The sequence below is a fragment of the Actinospica sp. genome (genome assembly GCF_035552695.1).
In the GTDB taxonomy this organism is placed as follows: Bacteria; Actinomycetota; Actinomycetes; order Streptomycetales; family Catenulisporaceae; genus Actinospica.
The window spans coordinates 34,409-53,532 of sequence record NZ_DASZKT010000172.1; the positions used below are offsets into that span (position 1 = coordinate 34,409).

18 protein-coding genes and 1 pseudogene are annotated in these 19,124 nt (G+C 70.5%); 10 read left to right on the plus strand and 9 right to left on the minus strand.

Translation table 11 applies throughout. The annotated features are described in order from the left end of the window. The first annotated feature begins 143 nt into the window (after positions 1 to 143). Both VG296_RS20285 and VG296_RS20290 read left to right on the plus strand, forming a co-directional pair. Complete coding sequence (locus VG296_RS20285) at positions 144 to 851, plus strand: response regulator transcription factor (protein ID WP_325567894.1); 708 nt, start codon at positions 144 to 146, stop codon at positions 849 to 851. Between the two features lie 48 nt (positions 852 to 899). Continuing rightward, the gene (locus VG296_RS20290) at positions 900 to 3,110 is read left to right on the plus strand and encodes a DEAD/DEAH box helicase (RefSeq protein WP_325567895.1); all 2,211 of its coding nucleotides are present in this window, start codon (positions 900 to 902) and stop codon (positions 3,108 to 3,110) included. On the opposite strand, the gene VG296_RS20295 is transcribed toward VG296_RS20290, so the two are convergent. Beyond that, complete coding sequence (locus VG296_RS20295; RefSeq protein WP_325567897.1) at positions 3,107 to 4,294, minus strand: ROK family transcriptional regulator; 1,188 nt, start codon at positions 4,292 to 4,294, stop codon at positions 3,107 to 3,109. The genes VG296_RS20290 and VG296_RS20295 overlap by 4 nt on opposite strands. 61 nt (positions 4,295 to 4,355) lie before the next feature. On the opposite strand from VG296_RS20295, the gene VG296_RS20300 reads away from it, so the two are divergent. After that, positions 4,356 to 5,288 carry a GRP family sugar transporter gene (locus VG296_RS20300; RefSeq protein WP_325567899.1) on the plus strand — a complete coding sequence of 311 codons (933 nt, stop codon included), beginning with the start codon at positions 4,356 to 4,358 and terminating at the stop codon, positions 5,286 to 5,288. A gap of 9 nt (positions 5,289 to 5,297) precedes the next feature. Here the strand turns inward: VG296_RS20300 and VG296_RS20305 are convergent, their stop codons facing one another. Together VG296_RS20305 and VG296_RS20310 are read right to left on the minus strand one after the other, a co-directional pair. Beyond that, positions 5,298 to 6,305 carry a cation:proton antiporter gene (locus tag VG296_RS20305; RefSeq protein WP_325567901.1) on the minus strand — a complete coding sequence of 336 codons (1,008 nt, stop codon included), beginning with the start codon at positions 6,303 to 6,305 and terminating at the stop codon, positions 5,298 to 5,300. A 124-nt stretch (positions 6,306 to 6,429) separates the two neighbouring features. After that, a complete protein-coding gene (locus VG296_RS20310; protein WP_325567903.1) occupies positions 6,430 to 7,077 on the minus strand; it encodes a TetR family transcriptional regulator in 648 nt (215 codons plus the stop codon). Positions 7,078 to 7,285: 208 nt separating this feature from the next. On the opposite strand from VG296_RS20310, the gene VG296_RS20315 reads away from it, so the two are divergent. Further along, positions 7,286 to 7,657, plus strand: a complete 372-nt coding sequence (locus VG296_RS20315; protein ID WP_325567905.1) for a helix-turn-helix domain-containing protein — start codon at positions 7,286 to 7,288, stop codon at positions 7,655 to 7,657. A 95-nt stretch (positions 7,658 to 7,752) separates the two neighbouring features. Here the strand turns inward: VG296_RS20315 and VG296_RS20320 are convergent, their stop codons facing one another. Genes VG296_RS20320 through VG296_RS20340 form a run of 5 tightly spaced genes read right to left on the minus strand, consistent with a single transcriptional unit; the run spans position 7,753 to position 11,014 of the window. Then, positions 7,753 to 8,157: a nuclear transport factor 2 family protein gene (locus VG296_RS20320; protein ID WP_325567907.1), complete on the minus strand. Its 405-nt coding sequence runs from the start codon at positions 8,155 to 8,157 to the stop codon at positions 7,753 to 7,755. A gap of 35 nt (positions 8,158 to 8,192) precedes the next feature. Further along, the gene (locus tag VG296_RS20325; protein ID WP_325567909.1) at positions 8,193 to 9,173 is read right to left on the minus strand and encodes a transporter substrate-binding domain-containing protein; all 981 of its coding nucleotides are present in this window, start codon (positions 9,171 to 9,173) and stop codon (positions 8,193 to 8,195) included. A gap of 47 nt (positions 9,174 to 9,220) precedes the next feature. Continuing rightward, on the minus strand, positions 9,221 to 10,003 hold the full coding sequence (locus VG296_RS20330; RefSeq protein ID WP_325567911.1) for an amino acid ABC transporter ATP-binding protein: 783 nt from the start codon (positions 10,001 to 10,003) through the stop codon (positions 9,221 to 9,223). Further along, positions 10,000 to 10,854 (minus strand): amino acid ABC transporter permease, encoded by an 855-nt coding sequence (locus VG296_RS20335; RefSeq protein ID WP_325567913.1) that lies wholly within the window; start codon positions 10,852 to 10,854, stop codon positions 10,000 to 10,002. Before VG296_RS20335 ends, VG296_RS20330 begins: the two co-directional genes overlap by 4 nt. 25 nt (positions 10,855 to 10,879) lie before the next feature. After that, positions 10,880 to 11,014, minus strand: coding sequence for a putative leader peptide (locus VG296_RS20340; protein WP_325567929.1), 135 nt, complete (start codon positions 11,012 to 11,014; stop codon positions 10,880 to 10,882). Positions 11,015 to 11,212: 198 nt separating this feature from the next. Here VG296_RS20340 and VG296_RS33260 point away from each other — a divergent pair, with 198 nt between their 5' ends. The 5 genes from VG296_RS33260 to VG296_RS20360 all read left to right on the plus strand — a co-directional run bounded on the left by VG296_RS33260 (position 11,213) and on the right by VG296_RS20360 (position 17,466). After that, positions 11,213 to 11,311 (plus strand): putative leader peptide, encoded by a 99-nt coding sequence (locus VG296_RS33260; RefSeq protein WP_414641114.1) that lies wholly within the window; start codon positions 11,213 to 11,215, stop codon positions 11,309 to 11,311. 84 nt (positions 11,312 to 11,395) lie between these two features. Beyond that, complete coding sequence (locus VG296_RS20345; protein ID WP_325567915.1) at positions 11,396 to 12,508, plus strand: LLM class flavin-dependent oxidoreductase; 1,113 nt, start codon at positions 11,396 to 11,398, stop codon at positions 12,506 to 12,508. Beyond that, entirely contained in the window at positions 12,505 to 13,950 is a 1,446-nt protein-coding gene (locus VG296_RS20350; RefSeq protein ID WP_325567917.1) for an aromatic amino acid lyase, read from the plus strand. The genes VG296_RS20345 and VG296_RS20350 overlap by 4 nt, the downstream gene beginning before the upstream one ends. Positions 13,951 to 13,971: 21 nt before the next feature. Next, positions 13,972 to 16,740, plus strand: a complete 2,769-nt coding sequence (locus tag VG296_RS20355) for a helix-turn-helix transcriptional regulator (RefSeq protein WP_325567919.1) — start codon at positions 13,972 to 13,974, stop codon at positions 16,738 to 16,740. Between the two features lie 42 nt (positions 16,741 to 16,782). Continuing rightward, a complete protein-coding gene (locus VG296_RS20360) occupies positions 16,783 to 17,466 on the plus strand; it encodes an alpha/beta hydrolase (protein ID WP_325567921.1) in 684 nt (227 codons plus the stop codon). Here VG296_RS20360 and VG296_RS20365 read toward each other — a convergent pair. Then, positions 17,444 to 18,508 carry a polyprenyl synthetase family protein gene (locus tag VG296_RS20365; protein ID WP_325567923.1) on the minus strand — a complete coding sequence of 355 codons (1,065 nt, stop codon included), beginning with the start codon at positions 18,506 to 18,508 and terminating at the stop codon, positions 17,444 to 17,446. The two genes, VG296_RS20360 and VG296_RS20365, sit on opposite strands and share 23 nt — an antisense overlap. 213 nt (positions 18,509 to 18,721) lie before the next feature. Here VG296_RS20365 and VG296_RS20370 point away from each other — a divergent pair. Further along, a pseudogene (locus VG296_RS20370) lies at positions 18,722 to 18,931 on the plus strand (hypothetical protein); the annotation flags it as partial. Positions 18,932 to 19,124 lie beyond the last annotated feature (193 nt).

Below are 19,124 nucleotides of genomic sequence, written 5' to 3' on the forward strand. Positions count from 1 at the left end.
GCGCCGCGGTGTGCGCCGACAGCCTTTCGCGCCGCTCCCGCCGCTGTCGTCGCACTGGCGCGGTGATTCCGGATACCGCGATCGCGGTACGTCCGGCCCGTATCGCTCAGAAGCCTCTCATCAACGTGCGCGAGCATGCTGATGTGGCAGTGGCGAAGGCAGTGATTCGCGTCGTGCTCGCCGACGACCAGGCGCTGCTGCGCGGCACGATCCGGCTGCTGATCGACGGCACGCCGGGCATGAAGGTGGTCGGCGAGGCGGACAACGGCGCCGACGCGGTGTCCCTGGCGCGCGAGCACCGGGCCGACGTCGTGCTGATGGACGTCCAGATGCCCGAGATGGACGGCATCGAGGCCACCCGGCTGCTCGCCTCGGACCACCGCACCGCCGATGTGAAGGTGCTGATCCTCACCACGTTCGAGGTGGACGAGTACGTCGCCGAGGCGATCCGGGCCGGGGCGAGCGGATTCCTCGGCAAGGACGCCGACCCGGCCGAACTGGTCCGCGCCGTCGAGACGGTGGCGGCCGGGGAGGTGCTGCTGTCCGCGTCGGCGACCCGCGTGCTGATGGAGCGCTTCCAGCAGATCTCCGAGCCCCGCTGGCGCGAACGGCCCGAACTGCTCTCGCCGCTCACCCCGCGCGAACGCGAGATCCTCGCCCTGGTGGCCGGCGGCCTGACCAACGACGGGATCTCCCGGCGGCTGAGCCTGAGCCCGCACACCGTCAAGACCCATATCAACCGCGCGATGGCCAAGCTCGGGGTCAGCGAGCGCGCCCAACTCGTCGTTATCGCCTACGAGAGCGGGCTGGTCAGGCCCGGCGGCAGAAACAACCTCGTGCCGCACCTGTGACGGCGGCTCAGCCCGCTTTGTCGACCGCGCGGATAGTAGCCTGGGCCGGTGCCGCCGACGACAGGCAGGGAGACCGTGGCCGAGGAGACCATAGCCGGGGAGCAGCGCGCGGCCGCCGCGTCTGATGTCAGGGCACTGCTGGAGCGGGCCGCGGGCGCCCGAGCGGCGATCGGCGGGCTGCGGTCGGGTGAGGACGAGCTCCACGACGCGGTACGTGTCGCCTATCAGGCCTCTCACGCGACGGCGGTGCGCGGTCGGCTGACCGGGATCCCGGTCGACCGGCTCCGCGACGTGTCCGGGGCGAGGCTGCCCGCGGGCAAGCTCGCGGAGGCCGGGTATCGGACGGTCGCGGATCTCGTCGGCGTCGGCGCCGAGACGCTGCGGCAGGTTCCCGGCATCGGCGCGGTCGGCGCCGAGCGCACGGTCGAGGCGGTGGGCCGCATCGCCGAGGCGGCCGAGCAGAGCACCGGGGTCACCGCGGACATGGACCTGCGCGGCCCGGACGGCGCGGCGCTGCTCTCCTCGCTCTACCGGGCCCGGGTCGCGGACCGGGTGCTCGAACGGGTACGGGAGCCGGCGGCCCGGCTCGGCGGCGCGATATCAGGGCTCGCGGCCGCGGCCAAGCCGCTGGGCGGCCGGGTGCGCAGGATCTTCCTCGGCCGCACCCGGCGTACGGCGGCGCAGCAGGCGTTCGCCGAGCTCGACGGGCTGTTCGCGGATCCCCGCACGGTGCGCGATCTGGAGCGGATCGAGGCCGCCGGGCTGCGCTTGCGGGCCAAGCCGCCGCGCCCCGCCACGGCGCGCAACGACTTCGAGAAGCACTCGGCCGACTATTTCAGCACCCTGAGTCGAATCGTGGGCGACCACGAGCGCCCCGGGGCCGCGCGCGGTTTCCTGCCCGACGACCTGGCCGGCCGGATCTCCGCGCAGCAGCTCGACGAGACGCACCTGCGCGTCTCGCTGCGCGCGTACCAGGCGTTCGGCGCGCGGTTCGCGCTCGCCCAGCGGCGGGTCGTGCTCGGCGACGAGATGGGCTGCGGCAAGACCGTCGAGGCGATCGCGGCGCTCGCGCATCTGCGGGCCGGGGGAGCCCGGCACTTCCTGGTGATCTGCCCGGCCAGCGTCCTGGTGAACTGGATGCGCGAGGTCGCCTCGCACAGCTCGCTGCGGGCGCACCGCCTGCACGGCAGCAAGCGCGAGGCGGGCGTGCGCGCCTGGATCCGCGGCGGGGGAGTGGGCGTGACCACGTTCGAGGCGCTGCAGGGACTCGAGCTGCCGCGGGACGTGACCGTGAGCATGCTCGTGGTCGACGAGGCGCATTATGTGAAGAACCCTGACACGCTGCGCTCCGCCGCGGTGCGGGCGTGGACGGACCGGGTGGAGCGCGTGCTGTTCCTGACCGGCACGCCGATGGAGAACCGCGTCGAGGAGTTCCGCAATCTCGTCGGCTACCTCCAGCCCGAGCTCGTCGGCTCGATCGGCGAGATCGACGCGGTGGCCGGATCCGAGGCGTTCCGCCGCGCGGTGGGGCCGGCGTATCTGCGCCGCAACCAGGAGGACGTCCTGTCCGAACTGCCGGAGCTCGTTCAGGTGGACGAGTGGTGCGAATGCGGGCCCGAGGACGAGGAGGCGTACCGGGAGGCGGTGGCGGCCCGGAACTTCATGGCGATGCGCCGCGCAGCGTACGCGTCCGGGGATCCGGCCGTCAGCGCCAAACTGCGGCGGCTCGTCGAGATCGTCGACGAGGCGGAGGCGAACGGCCGCAAGGTGGTCGTCTTCTCCTACTTCCGCGACGTGCTCGACCTGGTCTGCGAGACGCTCGGCGAGCGCGCCGTGGGGCCGCTGACCGGCGGCGTCCCGCCGACCAGGCGCCAGGAGATGGTGGACGGCTTCAGCGCGGCGAAGCGGCACGCGGTGCTGGCCAGCCAGATCCAGGCCGGCGGGGTCGGGCTGAACATGCAGGCGGCCTCGGTCGTCATCCTGTGCGAACCGCAGGTCAAGCCCACGCTGGAGACCCAGGCGATCGCCCGCGCGCATCGGATGGGCCAGATCCGCCGCGTCCAGGTGCACCGGCTGCTGGCCGCCGACAGCGTCGACCAGCGCATGCTGGAGATCCTCGAGGCCAAGAAAGAGCTCTTCGACGCCTTCGCCCGCCGCAGCGACACGGCGGAGACGATGCCCGAGGCGGTGGAGATCGGCCCGTCCGTCGCCCGCCAGGTGATCGCGGCCGAACGCGAGCGGCTGGGGCTCGGCCGCTAGCGAGCCGAGCGATCCGTGACGAAAAGGTCGGCGGCCCAGTCGTTCAGGCCCGCCTCGCTCAGCACCAGATCGAGGCCCGCCGCGGCGGCGCCGATGAGCGCGCCGTCCTCGCCCAGGGACACGGCGCGCAGCGGGATCGGGTCGGCGCGGCGGAAATCCATCAGGCCGTCGAGGTAGGCGGCGTCGAAGGCGGGTTCTGCCGCCGTCCTGATCAGCGGGGCCATGCCGCCGAGCGTGACGGCGTCCGGGTCGTGGGCGTTGACGAGGCCTGCGATGCCGGACGCGAGCGCCTCGGCCACCCGCCGTGCCGCGGCGGCGGCTCGCGGATCGCGATCGACGCGTGCCAGCACCTCCTGGGCGTACGCACGCGGGTCCTCGGGCGGCGGTGCCCCGAGGTGGCGTGCCAGGGCTCTGCCGTCGACGTCGTTGTCCCAGCAGCCGCGCGCCCCGCACAGGCAGCGCGTCGCCCGGTCGCCGAAGGGCAGGTGTCCGTACTCGCCGCCCGCGCCGCTCGCTCCGGTCGCCGGGAGGCCGCCGACGATCAGCACCCCGCCGAGACCGACCTCGACCGTCAGATGCAGCACGGTGTCGGCCCCGACACCGGCGCCGCCGCGCGCCTCGGCCAGTCCGGCGAGCGTCGCGTCGTTGCCGATGAGCAGGGGAACGGACTCGTCGGGCAGGATGCCGGACAGGTCGGCCGGGTCCCACCCGAGCGTCGTCGCCTGGACCAGCCTTCCGTGGCGCACGGCGCCGGCCACGGAGACGGAGACCGCGCGCAGCCGGCGGCCGTGACGCCGCCTCAGATCCCGCAGCGCGTCGGCGATCTCCCGGACGGCCTGGTGCCCGTCGCCGTGCCCGTGCCGACGAGTGACCACCGTCGACGGTCGGCCATCGATCTCGGAGACCGCGCAGCGCCAGCTCTCGTAGCGCACCTCGACGACGGCGACGAGCGGCCCGCGCGGATGCGGGCGCAGCGAGGTGGTCGGCCGCCCGCGCCCGATCACCGGCGCGGGGACCTCGTCGAGCAGGTCGAGCGCGCGCAGGCGTGCGGTGATCTCCGTCGCCGAGCCGCTGCCGAGCCCGAGCCGCCGCGCGGCCTCGGCCCGGGTGACGCCGGGCGTGCGGCGCACTTCGCCCAGCACGCCGAGCGCTCCCGGCCAGCGCGCGTCGCGAGGTCTTGTCATCCGGCCCGCTCCCTTTTATGCTCGGTGATCGAGGATAATAGTCGATAGACGGGCGGGGCGCATGACGACACTCCTTCTCTCGCTCGTGATCGTGCTCTCCTGGGGCTCGTGGATCCCGATCGCGCAGTCGATCCCGGGAGCGAAGCAGTCCACCAGGACGTTCTACATCACCGCCGGCAACCTCGTCTTCGCGACGGTCGCGCTGCTCGCCGGCGGCAGCGGCGGGCAGATCGGCCTCGGCTGGCGGGAGTTCTGGCTGCCGCTCGCCGGCGGAATGGTCTGGACGGCCGGCAGCTTCTGCGCGTTCCGGGCCACGGAGACGATCGGGCTTGCCAGGTCGGCGGGCACGTGGACACCGCTGAACATCATCGTCGCGTTCGCCTTCGGAGCAGTGCTGTTCAGCGAGCTCAAGGGCACCAGCGCGGCACGGTACGCGATCCTCGGCGGCTGCCTCGTGCTGGTGCTCGCCGGCGTCTTCCTCATCATCGGCTCTCAGGATACGAGCAGTGCGAGCAGTACGAGCGGCACGGTCACGAGCGGCCGGCTAGCTCCCGCGCCGCCGCGAGCCCACAGCGTCGGCTTCAGCTACGCGATCGGCGCGGGAATTCTGTGGGGAGGATATTTCGTCCCGGCGCAATGGGCCCACGTGTCATCCCAGCTCGCCAACTTCCCGCTCGGGATCGGCATGTTCGTCGCGGCGGCCGCGCTCGCCGCGCGCGACGGCGGCATCGTGAAACTGCCGCCGCGTCACATGTCCGCCCTGTTCGCGGCCGGTCTGCTGTTCGGCATCGGCAGCGTCGCGTTGCTCGGGCTGGTCTCGCGGGTGGGAACCGGAGTCGGGTTCACGATCGCGCAACTCAGCCTGCTGCCGACCGCGGGCGTCGGCATCTGGATCTTCAAGGTGCCCGAACCCGGAACCCCTGCCGCGAAGAAGGCCGTCGCGGGAATCCTGCTGGCCGGCGTCAGCGGCACCATAATCGGCGCCGTGCGTTAGCGCTCTGCGTCAGCCCCTTACGCCAGCACCGACTCCGGCTCGTCGACCGACTGGCCGAAGGCGATGACGGCGCGTTCCTCGGAGAGCAGCAGGCGGCGCAGCAGCGCGCCGGTCATTGCCGTGGTCACGAGCGTCATCAGCACGAAGATAGAGAACAGCTCCTAGTCGAGCACGCCGAGTTGCCGACCGAGCTGAAGCACGATCAGCTCGGTCAGGCCGCGGCAGTTCATCATCGCGCCGAGGGCAGATCAGCCAGGAGGAGGCGGAGAGCGGGTTCAGGTCCGTCTGCAGGCCGGCGGTCATGAAGAACAGCGGGAGCATCACCCAGAAGACGACGCCCTCCACCCGCTGCGTCAGATCCCTGATGAGCGGGTTGTCCCTGGGCATCTCCAGGCCGGCCAGGAACGCGCCGAAGATCGAGTGCACGCCCATCGCGTTGGTGATCAGACCGCCGGCCAGGACCAGGCACACCAGCAGCGCCGAGAGCGTGCCGCGGGCTCCGGGGCCCGGCGGCGTGGCCCCCGCGATCCGTTCGACGGCCAGGGCCACGAGCGGGCGCACGGCCACGAACATCACCGCTGCGAAGCCGGCCACCAGGGCCAGCGCCACGCCCGCGGTGGCCGGCGAGGACTGCCGCGCCGCCGCGACCACGAGGGCGAGCAGGCACCAGGCGGTGATGTCGCCGATTCCGGCGGCGGCGATGCCGAGCCCGCCGATCCGCGTCCGCACGAGCCGCTCCTCGCCGAGCACCCGGGCCAGCACCGGGAACGCCGTGACGGCGAAGCAGAGCGCGATGAACAGCGGGAACACCAGGGTGCCGGACTGCGGCGAGGGGAAGCGCGAGCGCAGCGCCCAGGCCGCGAGCACCCCGCAGGGCAGGGCCGGGGCCATCGAGGCGTGCCCGACCACGGCCGCCCGGGTACCGCTGCGGCGCAGGGTGCCTGGCGCCAGTTCCGCGCCGATCAGGAACATGAGCAGGATGACCCCGAGCTGTGCCAGGGCATTGAGGGGCGGCATCGCGGCGAAGCCGCCGGACCGGGGAGCGTCAACGAGGCGAGGTGGGATTCGGGGACCTGAGCTCGCTGCCCATCCTTGAAGCGTTCGTGCTCTGATAGAAGACTCAACGCATGATGAATTTTTTCTACCGCGCGGGGGCGATCTCGCCGCTCAGCGTGGCGCGCACGGCCGGCGCGGAGTACCGGATGAACCGGGGCAGGCTCATCGAGGCCAGCGGCTCGAGCCGCAGCACGTAGCGCAGCAGCGCCACGCCGATCAGCTGCGAGCAGACCATCGTGGCCCGCGCCTTCGCGTCCCGGCCGCCGATCAGCTTCGCGATCCGCTCGATCAGCGGGGCCATGCCCGCGTCGTGCAGCAGGTTCGTCGTGCTGTTGGCGGCCACGGCGGTGCGGTAGAGCGCGACCATCGCCTCCGCGGTCTCCCGCTCCTCCCACAGGCCGAGAAACGCCCGCAGCAGCTCCTCGGCCAGGTTCTCGCCCGCGGTCTCCGGCAGCTTGTCCAGGACGGTGTCGGTCGAGACGGTCTCCCGCACGGCGGCGGCGAAGACCCCCTCCTTGTTGCCGAAGAAGTGGTGCACCAGCGCCGGATCCACCCCGGCCTTGCGCGCGATCGCCCGGGTGCTGGTGCCCGCGAATCCGAGTTCGGCGAACAGTTCCCTGGCCGCCTTCAGGATCGCGGCGCGCGTGGAGTTCTCGCCCGGCCGGCGTCCGGTCCGCGGCTGGCCGCCGCCGGCCGCGGGTGTCGAATCGGCCGGAGACTTCGAGACTGCCACTGCGGACACCTCCGAGACGTGATTAAATTCATCAAATACAGAATAACGTAGCACCCGGGGCTTCCCGTGTCGCAACCGCCCCCCGGCTCCCGGCGCTTCCGCGGAGATCGGAGGTCCGCCCGTGCCGACGGCGCGGCGGTGCGAGAATGCCGATACGAGGGCCGGTGCGGCGGGCGCGGTCGCAGAACTTTGAAGATATAGGGTTTATATGACGCAGCAGAGCGGGCATGCGGCGCAGGACGCGGCGCCCCCGGGCAGGGCGGGCCGCCGCCCGGGCGCGACGCAGACCCGGGACGAGATCGTCACCTCGGCCCGCCGGCTGTTCGCCGGGAAGGGGTACGACGCGACCACGATCCGGGCGATCGCGGCCGACGCCGGGGTCAATCCGTCGCTCGTCTACCACTTCTTCCGCTCCAAGGAGGGCGTGTTCACCGCGACCATGGAACTGCCGGTCAACCCCGCTGAACTGCTGCCCGCGCTGGTCGGCAACGGCCCGCGCGAGCAGTTGGGGGAGCGGCTGGTGCGCGTCCTGCTCAGATGTTCTTCGACCTGCGCGACCGGCGGCAGGCCACGCTGCTGATCTCCACCCACGTCATGGACGAGGCGGCGCGCTGCGAACGGCTGACCCGCCGAACCTCACCCGCGCTCTGACCGCCGCTCCGGGACGGTCGGTGCTCAGACGCCCTCGGCAGCCTCGCGGCCGATCCGGTCGAACTGGGCGTTCATGGCCTCGGCCAGCGCGTTGGCCGCGGAAAGCGGCCGGACCATGACCATGAGGTCGTCGATCCTGCCGTCCTCGTCGAAGTGCAGGAAGTCGCAGCCGGTGAGCTTCTTGCCGTTCACGGTCGCGGTGAAGACCAAGGCGTGGTCGCGCCCGTCCGGGTCGGCGATCTCGCGGACGTACGTGAAGTCCTCGAACACGCGCAGCACGCCGCGCAGGATGGCCGCGGTGATCGGCTTCCCGGGGTAGGGCTTGAAGGCGACCGGGCTGGTGAAGACGACGTCATCGGCCAGCAACGCGTTCAGCGCGGCCTCGTCCCCGGCCTCCACGGCCGCGCGGAACGGGTGCTTCGTCGCCATACTCGCCACCTTGAATAGACAATTTTTTGTCTATCCTACAGGTTCGCCTTCGGGTTCAGGGCTGAGCTCGCGATCCCGTTGCCGGTGATCGACCACTTGGCCAGGATCCTGGCGTACTCGCCGTTCCGAATCAGTTCATTGACCGCCTCGGTCAGCAGCCCGGCGATCGGCGAGCCCTTCGCGGTGACGAAGCCGACGGCGGTGGAGCTGATCTGGCCGAGAAACTTGACGTTCGGGACGTGCGCCGCGTCGTATTCGAGGCCGAGGGTCGGGCCGAAGTAGAGGTCGATCCTGCCGTTGTTCAGGCCGAGCCAGATCGCCGCGTTGTCGGAGAAGTACTGCACGGTGTACCACTTCTTGCCGGCGGCGGCGCACTTGCCGGCATTCGAGGTCAGGATCGTCTGGAAGGTGGTGCCCGCGCCGGTGCCGACGGTCAGGCCGCACAGTTGCGTGATGTCGGTGACCTTGTTCAGGGTGCTGCCGCTCGGCGCGAGCAGGGCCTGGCCGTCGGTCAGGTAGGTGGCGAAGTCGACGATCTTCTCGCGCGCGGCGGTGACGCCGAAGTTGTCCTGCCCGACGGCGAACTTGCCGTTCTGCACGCCGGGGATGATCGTGTCGAAGGTGCCGTTCTGCACGCTCCAGGTGACGCCGAGGACTTTCGCGACGGCGTTGCGCAGGTCGATGTCGGCGCCGATGCTCTGGCCGGCGGAGTTCTCGCCGACGTGCGGCAGGCTGGTGAGGCCGGGGGAGTAGGTCGTGCCGAGCGTGAGTCCGCTGGCGGCGCTCGGGTCCGCGGCCAGCAGCGCGGCGTGCAGTTTCGAGTCCGCCGCGACGCTCGCGACGACGTCCTGCGTGGGATATCCGGTGCTGGCCGCAGCGCCCGCGTCGGCGCCGGCATTCGCAGCGCTCGTATCCGATGACGAAGAGCAGCCTGCAAGGACGGCTGACGCGGAGAGGGCGCCCGCGACGGCGAGGGCGGTTAGCGGGAACAGGCGGAGGGCACGGGAAATCGGCATGATGCGTCCTTGGTGAGAGAAGGCCTGGAGAAGACGGAAGTGCGGGGTCAGAGGACCGCTTCGAGGAAGGCGCGGGTGCGTTCGTGCGCCGCGCCGTCGAGGACGTCTTCAGGACGTCCGGTCTCGAGGACGCGTCCGGCGTCGAGGAACACGACGGTGTCGGCGACCTCGCGGGCGAAGTTGATCTCGTGCGTGACCACGATCATCGACATGCCGCCGAGCGCCAGATCCTTGATGACGTGCAGGACCTCGCCGACGAGTTCGGGGTCGAGTGCGCTGGTCGGTTCGTCGAACAGCAGCAGTTCAGGTCGCAGGGCCAGCGCGCGGGCGATGGCGACGCGCTGCTGCTGGCCGCCGGAGAGCTGTTTGGGGTACGCGTGTTCGCGCCCGGACAGGCCCACCCGGTCGAGCAGTTCGAGCGCCGTATCAGTAGCCTGCTTCTTCGAGGCCCGGCGCAGAGCCACGGGCGCTTCGACGAGGTTCTCAAGGGCGGTCATGTGCGGGAACAGGTTGAACTGCTGGAAGACCATGCCGATGCGTGCACGCTGCCGGGCGAGATCGCGGTCGCGCAGTTCTCGCAGATGCCTGATCCTTCCCCCGGTCGGACGGTCCGGCCGGTAGCCGATGATCTCGCCGCCGAGTTCGACGAAACCCGCGTCGGGCTTCTCCAGGTGGTTGATGCACCGCAGCAGGGTGCTCTTTCCGGAGCCGGACGGCCCGAGCAGCACCGTGACGCCGCCGCGCGGGATGTCGAGGTCGATGCCGTGCAGTACGGCGTGCGCACCGAAACTCTTGCGCAGCCCGCGAATGCGCAGCAGCGGCGCGCTCATCTCCTGCCTCCGTTGCCCCGAGCGTAATAGCGCTCGACGTAGTGCTGGCCGATCGAGAGCAGCGTCGTCAGAATCACGTACCAGAGCGTTGCCACCAGCAGCAGCGGGATGACCTCGAAGTTCGCGTTATAGATGAGCTGCACCGAGTAGAGCAGGTCGACGACCGCGATCACGCTGACCAGCGAGGTGGACTTCAGCGTGCCGATCAGCAGGTTGCCGCCGGCGGGCACGATCGCGGGCATCGCCTGAGGCAGCACGATCCGCCGGAACACCCGGAACCGGCCGAGCCCGAGGGCCTGTGCCGCCTCCGACTGGCCGCGATCGACCGACAGGATGCCGCCGCGCACGATCTCCGAGGAGAACGCCGCGACGTCAAGCGTCAGCGTGACGAACGCGGCGAGTTCCCCGGAGAACAGGTGCGCGGTGTCGGCGGAGGCGAACGACGGCCCGAACGGGATGCCGATCGACAGCTTCGGATAAAGCGAGGCGAGTTCGTACCAGAACAACAACTGGACCAGCAGCGGAACCGAGCGGATCAGCCAGACGTAACCGAAGGCGAAGGCGCGCGGGATCGGGCTGCCCCACAATCGGACGTAGGCGAGCACGACGCCGAGCGCGAAGCCCGCCGCCATGGTCGCGGCCGTCAGCCACAAGGTGAGTTCGAGCCCGTCGACGACGGAAGATTCGGTGAAGTACCGGCCGACGACGCTCCACTGGAAGCGGTGGTCGGTCAGCAGTGTGTGTACGAGCATTGCGGCGAGCACGAGCGTCACGGCGCCGGTGACCCAGCGGGCAGGGCGGCGCGGCGGAACGAGCTTTGCTTCGAGCAACGCCGCATCGGTGAGCGACATATTGAAAACCCTGTGAGTTCGAGATCTAACGGCTGTAGTTGTATGAGTACTGAGATACTCGGCTACACAGGGCGCTGTTGACGCGCAGCAGATCGACGTGGCGCCGGGCGACGAGGCGGGCGGACACGCGCACGCCGGGAGTGTTGCTGCACGGTTGCATGCTGCTCACCCCCGTCTCTCATCGTCCCCGGGCCGGATGGTCGGCTCCCGGCTGACGATAGGGAGCGGTTCGACAGGGTGTCAAGAGCGTTCCAGGGGCCGACGGACGGACATTGATTGACAGCATTCGCGACCTTGCCTACGGTCAAAGGCAGACGTAAGCGGTTTCAGGGCCCGAGCGGATTGGTGGTGAGCGCGCATGAACGGCACCGAGTGCCCCGTCGCGCCCCTCTCCCCTCACTTCTTCGCCCGGCGGCACGTCGACTTCGCGCGCGTCAGCAGCGCGCTGTGTCGCTGATCGCCCGATTCGACCGCCTGACTCCCGCGGGTCCGCACCCGCCCTTTCAACGTCTTTCACCATCGCACCGGAAGAGGTCGCGGCGTGAAGTTCCTGGCCATCAGCCTTATCGTGCACGCTCCGCACCCGATCACCGGTGAACTGGTCTCGACGCGTGAGCGGTTCAGGCGCCTGCTCGCCGATGCGGAGCTGGCCGAGGACCTCGGCTTCGACGGCTTCGGCGTGGGCGAGCGGCACGAACGCCCGTTCGTCTCCTCCTCGCCGCCGGTCGTGCTCAGCCACATCGCGGCCCGCACCAGCCGCATCCGGCTGTTCACGGCCGTCACCACGCTCAGCCTGCTCGATCCGGTCCGTGCCTATGAGGACTATGCGACGCTCGACAACCTCTCGGACGGCCGACTCGATCTGATCATCGGCAAGGGCAACGGCTCGGCGCAGCGCGAACTGTTCGACGTCACCACCGAGGACCAGTGGGACCGCAACATCGAGAGCTACGAACTGTTCCGGCGGCTGTGGCGAGAGCCGAAGGTCACCTGGAGCGGGCGTTTCCGGCCCGACCTGCACGAGGCCGAGACCTGGCCGCGTCCGCTGCAGCAGCCGGTCCGCATCTGGCACGGCAGTGCGACGAGCCGGCAGTCGGTCGACCTGGCCGCGCGTTACGGAGAGCCGCTGTTCTCCGCCAACGTGACGAACCCGATCGAGCCGTATGCCGAGCTCGTCCGGCATTACCGCGAACGCTGGGAGCACTACGGGCACGACCCCGCGCTCGTGACAGTCGGCGCGGGAACGGCGGGATTCTTCACGCGTCGCAATTCGCAGGACGCGCTCGCCGAGTACCGCCCCGTCTTCGAGGCGAACCTGCGCTTCCAGCGCCGCCTCGGGCTGCCGATCGTGTTCGAGACCTTCGACGACTACGTGCAGCGCAGCTCCGCGCTGATCGGCAGCCCGGAGCAGATCATCGACAAGGTGCACAAGTACCACGAGCAACTCGGGCACAGCGTGCTGCACCTGCACGCCGACGCGGGCGGACTCACCCAGCGGCAGCACGCCGATTCGCTCGCGCTGTTCCAGTCCGACATCGCGCCCGTGCTGCGCCGCGAGATCCCCGACCCGCCGTTCGCCTGGGCTCCGGTCGTCCCGGACCCGACCTCAGACCCCGTACATCCGCGGATCCCCGAAGCCTCGGCCTCCAGATGATCGAAATCGACGGCGAGCACCTCACGTGTGCGGACATCGCCGCGCTCGCCGAACGGCGGGACGGCTGCGCGGTGACTCGCGAGGCGTGGCTGCGCGTCGGCCGGTCCCGGAGATACGCGGAACGGGTCTCCGTCACCCGTCCGGTCTACGGACGTTCGACGGGAGTCGGGGCGAACCGTTCCATCGGGATCGAGGACGCCGCCACACACGCGCACGCTCAAGCCCTACTGCGCAGCCACGCCGCCTCGGGCGGCCGGACCCGCTCGGCCGAACGGGTCCGGGCCATGCTCGCGGTCCGGCTCAACCAGTTGGCGGCCGGCGGCAGCGGAGCGTCCGAGGCGGTGCTCGAAGGCCTGGCCGCGATGCTCGCCGCCGACGCACTGCCGCAGGTCCGCGAGCTCGGCGGCATCGGCACCGGCGACCTGACGGCGCTCGCCACGACCGCGCTCGCGCTGATGGGCGAGGTGCCGACCAGCCGACCGCTGCCGTCGTTCACCGACTTCGGCGCTAACGACGCACTGCCGTTCATCAGCAGCAACGCGGCCACAATCGCGGACGCGGCGCTGGCCTGCGTGCGGTTGCGGGAGCTGGCCCGTGCCTCGGTGATCGTCGCGGCTCTGACGTTCCTCGCGGTGCGCGGCAACTCAGAGGCCTTCGCCGAGATCGTGGACCGGGTCACGCCGTTCACCGGCTCCCGGCGGGTGACCAAGTGGATGCGAGCCCTGATTCACGGCGCGGCCCCGGCCGCCCGGATCCAGGATCCCTTCGGCCTGCGCACGCTTCCACAGACGCTCGGTCCGGCCCTGGACGCCCTGGACGCCCTGGACGACGTCGTCGCCCGCCTGGCCAGCGCGCCCGCCGAGAACCCCGTGCTCTGGGGGCATCCGGACGGCGAGGGCGGCGAACTCGCGCACCACGGCGGCTTCCACGCCGCGTATCTCGCCACCGCGCTCGACACGGCCGTCATCACCGTCGCGCAGTCGGCGAAGCTGATTCTGGCCCGCCTCACCACCTTGGGAGACCCCGAATTCAGCGCGCTGCCGGCCTTCCTCGGCGACGGCGACGCGGGCTCCTCCGGCACGATGATCCTGGAGTACGTCGGGGCCTCGGCGCTCGGCAGGCTGCGCGCGGCCGCGACCCCCGCCGGGCTGCAGTCCGTCGTGCTCTCCCAGGGAGTCGAGGAGGACGCGAGCTTCGCCTCCCTGGCCGCCGAGCAGGCGCTCGACGCCGCGGCCCATTTCAGAACACTGCTCGGCTGCGAGCTCGTGGCCGCCGTCCGGGCGCTGCGGCTCGCCGGTCTCGTCCCGGCCGACCCCACGGCGCGCCGCGCGCTGGACCTGTGCGCCGACCTGCCCTCCGGCATCGCCGATCGCGATCTGGGCCCCGATATAGAGGCCGCCGAGAAGCTGCTTCCCGAGCTGGCGGGGCTCGTCACCGGCTGACCGGGATATCCGGGATATCGTGTGTCTGTGCTGTTCGGCCGCGCGAGCGAGATTGACCTGGTCGAGTCGTTCGTGACCGGACGAACCGACTTCGGGCCCGTGCTCGTCGTGGCCGGTGAGCCCGGCGCGGGCAAGTCGGCGCTGCTCGACGCGGGCGCGGAGATCGCCGCCCGGACCGGACGCCGCGTGCTGCGGGCGGCCGCGCTGAAGTACGAGGCGGAGCTGCATTTCGGCAGCCTCAATCAGCTGCTGCATCCCCTGGCCGGCTCTGTCACCGGTCTGCGCGACGAGCACCGCCAAGCGCTACAGGTCCTGCTGGGCCTGGAATCCGGTGCGATGCCCTCGCAGCTGATCGCCGGTGCCGCGACACTCGCCCTGCTGAAGGAGGCCGCCACCGCCGAAGGAACCGGATTACTGCTGGTCGTCGAGGATGTGCAGTGGCTAGATCTCGCGAGCGGCATGGCGGTCATCTACGCGATGCGGCGACTGGAAGGCGCCGACGTCAGGATGATCGTGGCGGCACGGTCGGAATCCGGCGACGCGTTCGTACGCAGCGGATTCCGGGTGCTGGACCTGGCCTCGCTCGATGACGCGAGTTCGGACGAACTGCTGGTCGCCGCGTTTCCCGCCCTGCCAGAGCACGTCCGGCGCCGGCTGCGTGCCGACGCACAGGGCAACCCACTGGCCCTGCTGGAACTCCCGACGGTCTTGGAGACAGCGGGCCCGACGCCGTCCGTCCCCGAGGTGCTGCCGCTGACCCGCAGATTGCAATCGGTTTTCGCCGACCGGCTCAAGAACCTGCCGGAAGACACGCGGCGGACGCTGCTGCTCGTCGTCCTGGCCGGTGCGGGCAACGGCGTCACCATCGAGGAGGTCGTGCCCACGCCCGACGGCCAACGTGCGCTGGCTCCGGCCGAACGCGCACGGATCCTGCAGCGGAACCCGCGTACGGGTCGGCTCGAGTTCCGGCATCCGCTGATCCGCTCGGCGGTATTCGAGCTGTCGACCAGCGACGAACGGCGTGCCGCGCACCGCGTGCTCGCCGACGCTTCCGCACAGTCGCCGCAGCATCGGGCCTGGCACCTCGGCCAAGCCGCGGTGGAGCCCGACGAGGAGGTCGCGGGCTTGCTGGAGGCCGTGTCCTTGCGGATGCTGCGGGACGGCGGCGCTGACAGCGTCCGCGCGGCCATGGCGATGCTGCGCGCGGCCGAGCTCAGCCCGGCCGCCGCCGACCGGGCCCGGCGGACCGCCCGAGCCGCGTATCTGGGCTCCGCGATCACCGGCGATCTCGCCGAGATGCGTCGGCTGCTGCGGAACGCGCCCGACATCGCGTCCGCCTCGCAATCGCTGGCCGTCGCGCTGGCCACGGCCTATCACCTGCTCAATGCCGAGGGCGATGTCGCCACCGCGAGCCGGCTGCTGCTCGCGGCCCTGAATCAGATCGTCGACGTGCACGATCAGGAATCCGACATCGTCGAAGCCATGTACACGCTCATCTATGCCGGCTACTACGCCGGGCAGCCGGAGCTGTGGACCGAGATCGACGCCGCGCTTGAGCGCCTGCGCGCGCACCAGCCCGAGATCATGCCGCTCGTGCACGCGGGAGTGAAGAACCGATTGCCTGTCGACCCGCGGCTGCTCGACCGTCTGGACGGCGCGGTCGACGAGCTTCGGTGGTCCACCGACGCCGCGCGCGTCATCCGGGTCGGCGTCGCGGGCCTGTACTCGGATCGAGCCGAGGGCGTCGTCGGGCCGCTGCGTCAGCTGGCCACGGAAAGCCGCGACGCCGGAGCGACCACCGCGACGTTCGAGGCGCTCTTCCTCCTCGCCCTGCACAGCTTCGGCATCGGCCATTGGGACGAACTGATCGAGGCGACGGCCGAAGGCGAGCGGCTTTCCGCCGACCTCGGATTCGGGCTGACCGGCTGCCTCGGACGCTTCGCGCGCGGGCTGGTCGCGGCGGTCAGAGGCGAGTCCGTCCTGGCTGATCAGGCCGTGGAGCAGCTGCTGATGTTCGCGGCGCCACGCAAGCTGCAGACCGTGGCGGGGTACGTCTCCCACCTGCACTGCCTGGCCGCGTTGGGAGACCGCGCGTTCGACGTCGCCTATCGGCACGCGGCGACGATCAACGCGCCGGGCTCGTTCCACGCGCACAATCCGCATGCCCGCTGGCTCGTCCTCGACCTGGCCGAGGCCGCCGCCCGCAGCGGCCGGTCCGCCGAGGCTCTCGCTCACGCCGAGGCGGCTCAGGCCGCGGGTCTGCCGCTGATCTCCCCGCGGCAGGCCATGGTCTGCACGGCAGCGTTTGCTCTGGGCACGCCGGAGTCGCACGTCGCGCGGAAGCTGTTCGAGCAGGCTCTCGCGGTGCCCGACTCCGAGCGATGGGTGTTCGACCGGGCGCGCGTCGAGCTGCTCTACGGCGAGCACCTGCGCCGGGAACCCGCGATCGGCGCCGCCAAGGTCCATCTCGCCGCCGCTCTGCGCGGCTTCGAGGAACTGCGGGCCGCGCCGTGGATCGAACGAGCCCGCGCCGAACTGCGCGCCATCGGAGGACCCGCGGCTCAGGACGGCCTGCAGTTGACCGAGCGGGAGATGGCCGTGGCCGAACTCGCTGCTCAGGGGTTGACGAACAAGCAGATCGGCGAGCGGTTGTTCCTCTCGCCGCGCACGGTCTCCAGCCACCTGCACCGCGTGTTCCACAAACTCGGCATCTCCAGCCGCTCCGCCCTGCGGGATGCGCTGCAGCGGCTACGTCATATGACGGATTCCGAAACGCGTCGGCCGTATTAGCTTCGATCGTGTCCGACAGGACTCGAACGAAGGAGACAGGTCATGTCTGCAAGCGATACGACCATCGTGCTGGTCCACGGCGGTTTCGTGGACGGTTCCGGCTGGCGCGGCGTCTACGACGAGCTGACCGGCGCGGGCTTCCGGGTGAAGGTGGTGCAGAACTCCACCGTCTCGCTGGCAGCCGACGTGGCCGCCACGCGAGCCGCGCTCGACGAGGTGGAGGGGTCGGCCGTGCTGGTCGGCCACTCGTACGGCGGCGCGGTCATCACCGAAGCGGGTGTGCACGAGGCGGTGACCAAGCTGGTCTACATCACGGCCTTCGCGCCGGACAAGGACGAGTCGGTCAACTCCCTGATCTCCGGCTTCCCGCAGGACGGCCCGCAGCCGCCGATCCTGCCGCCGCGCGACGGGTTCCTTTTCCTGGACCGGGAAAAGTTCCACGAGTCCTTCGCCGGCGACCTGTCGGCCGCCGACGCCACCTTCCTGGCCGACTCGCAGGTCCCCTGGGGCCTCGAGGCCGTCGGCGCCACCATCAGCGAGGCCGCGTGGCGCACCAAGCCGAGCTGGTACCTGCACGTGACCGACGACCGCATGATCCCGCCGTCCGCCCAGCAGTCGATGGCCGGCCGCATCGGTGCCACCATCCGCGACACCCCCGGCAGCCACGCCATCTACGTCTCCCACCCGAAGACCGTCGCCGACATCATCCGCGAGGCCGCCGCCTAAACCGCACACCACCGCCAGGAGCATTGTGTATCGCTTGGCGCGGTGCTGCCTTGAGCAGTGTGTTGAGGATCTCCTGCATGATCAGGACGCCGTCACCGGTCAGGGTCTCCTCCTGGAGACAGTGCTGGGCGCTGGCGATGTGTTCGAGGACGAGCGCTTGGCAGCGGTCGTAGGCGGTCGTCGCGCGGACGCGTTCGCGGACCTCGTGGACGGCGGTCGGGTCGATTCCGTCGACTAGGAGCGCGGCGATGCCGGGGTCGTCTTCGAGGGCGAAGATGATCGGGAGGGTGTAGACGCCCTCGCGTAGGTCGCTGCCTGCGGGCTTGCCGATGACCTGCTCGTCCGCCTCGAGGTCGAGGAGGTCGTCGATCAGTTGCCCGGCGTGGCCGAGCGCGCTGCCCAACTCGGTGACGGCGGTGGTCGCGGCCGACCCCGCGTCGACGCTGCGTGCTCCGAGCCAGCAGGCGGTGGCCAGCGCGGAGGCCGCCTTGCCGGCGACACAATCGCTGTACTGCTGAGGAGTGCGCCGATGGTCGAACAGGGTCATCGCCTCGTCGATCTGTGCCGCGCACGCCTCGGCGAGAGTGCTGTTGAGACGCGCCGTTCCGTCCGCCCCTAACCGCGCGGCTGAGTCGAAGGCGAGCGTGAGCAGGTAATCGCCGCCAAGGATCGCTCGGTGATTTCCCCAAAGCCGGTGCGCGCTCGGCACCCCGCGCCGCGTCGAAGCCGAGTCCAGCACGTCGTCGTGATAGAGGCTGGCGATGTGCAGCAACTCGATGGCGGCCGCCGCGTCGATCGTTTGGTCGGGTAGCGGTCGTGTGGCGCTCCCGGCCGCCGCGGCGCCGAGCGCGAGCAGGGGCCGCACCCGCTTGCCGCCTGCGTCGACGAGGTGGCGTACGACTCCCGTCACGGTGCCGTGCCGCGTTGTGCACGCCTCACGCAGCCGCGCCTCCACTCGACCCAGGTCGGTGGACAGGACGGCTGCGTCGAAGGAGAACTGGTTGAGCGTGGGCGTGGCGGGCGTGGGCGTGCTGGGCGTCATGTCAGCACTCTAGATCGGTCGGCGGCCGAGCCGCTTCTGTCGAATGACGTAGCCGTATTCAGTCGTTTCCAGTCGGATTCCGGCGGATTCCATCACCCGTCAGATTCTGTCGGAGGAGTCCCGTAGAGTCTTCGGCATGGCACCGGAAACCGGCTCCGGCTCACCTCAACGGTGGTCGGTGGCACAGATACATGCCCTGGCTCCGGACGCCGGATGACCGCCGCGGGAGCGCGGGTGATCGTGCTGATCGCGCTGTCCGACGATGGGACTCCGTCCTACGACCGGCACAACGCCGCCGGCCTGGCGGCCCTCGGCGTCCCCGCCTTCGCCTGCACCCCCGACCGCTTCGGCCCGCTGATGGCCGCGGCGATCGAACGGCGGGACCTGTCCGGGTTCGCGGCCGGGTCCGCATCGGGCACCTGATCGGACATCTGATCGGACATCCGATCGAACGCGGCCGCACGGCCAGATGAACATTCGGCCGGGAGTCGGACATCACATCCGCCCGATTACGAGGCCGACACCCAACCGGGTTAACCTGTCTTCAGTCAAACCTATGAGGCCGGGGACTTTTAGCCCCGAGCCGCCGAAGTCACCCAAGGACGGACGCGCGTGG

Coding starts and splice junctions, on each gene's coding strand:
- VG296_RS20295 (WP_325567897.1), bottom strand. CDS start 4,294: ATGACAAGACCTCGCGACGCGCGCTGGCCGGGAGCGCTCGGCGTGCTG.
- VG296_RS20300 (WP_325567899.1), top strand. CDS start 4,356: ATGACGACACTCCTTCTCTCGCTCGTGATCGTGCTCTCCTGGGGCTCG.
- VG296_RS20305 (WP_325567901.1), bottom strand. CDS start 6,305: ATGCCGCCCCTCAATGCCCTGGCACAGCTCGGGGTCATCCTGCTCATG.
- VG296_RS20315 (WP_325567905.1), top strand. CDS start 7,286: ATGACGCAGCAGAGCGGGCATGCGGCGCAGGACGCGGCGCCCCCGGGC.
- VG296_RS20320 (WP_325567907.1), bottom strand. CDS start 8,157: ATGGCGACGAAGCACCCGTTCCGCGCGGCCGTGGAGGCCGGGGACGAG.
- VG296_RS20325 (WP_325567909.1), bottom strand. CDS start 9,173: ATGCCGATTTCCCGTGCCCTCCGCCTGTTCCCGCTAACCGCCCTCGCC.
- VG296_RS20330 (WP_325567911.1), bottom strand. CDS start 10,003: ATGAGCGCGCCGCTGCTGCGCATTCGCGGGCTGCGCAAGAGTTTCGGT.
- VG296_RS20335 (WP_325567913.1), bottom strand. CDS start 10,854: ATGTCGCTCACCGATGCGGCGTTGCTCGAAGCAAAGCTCGTTCCGCCG.
- VG296_RS20340 (WP_325567929.1), bottom strand. CDS start 11,014: ATGCAACCGTGCAGCAACACTCCCGGCGTGCGCGTGTCCGCCCGCCTC.
- VG296_RS33260 (WP_414641114.1), top strand. CDS start 11,213: ATGAACGGCACCGAGTGCCCCGTCGCGCCCCTCTCCCCTCACTTCTTC.
- VG296_RS20350 (WP_325567917.1), top strand. CDS start 12,505: ATGATCGAAATCGACGGCGAGCACCTCACGTGTGCGGACATCGCCGCG.
- VG296_RS20360 (WP_325567921.1), top strand. CDS start 16,783: ATGTCTGCAAGCGATACGACCATCGTGCTGGTCCACGGCGGTTTCGTG.
- VG296_RS20365 (WP_325567923.1), bottom strand. CDS start 18,508: ATGACGCCCAGCACGCCCACGCCCGCCACGCCCACGCTCAACCAGTTC.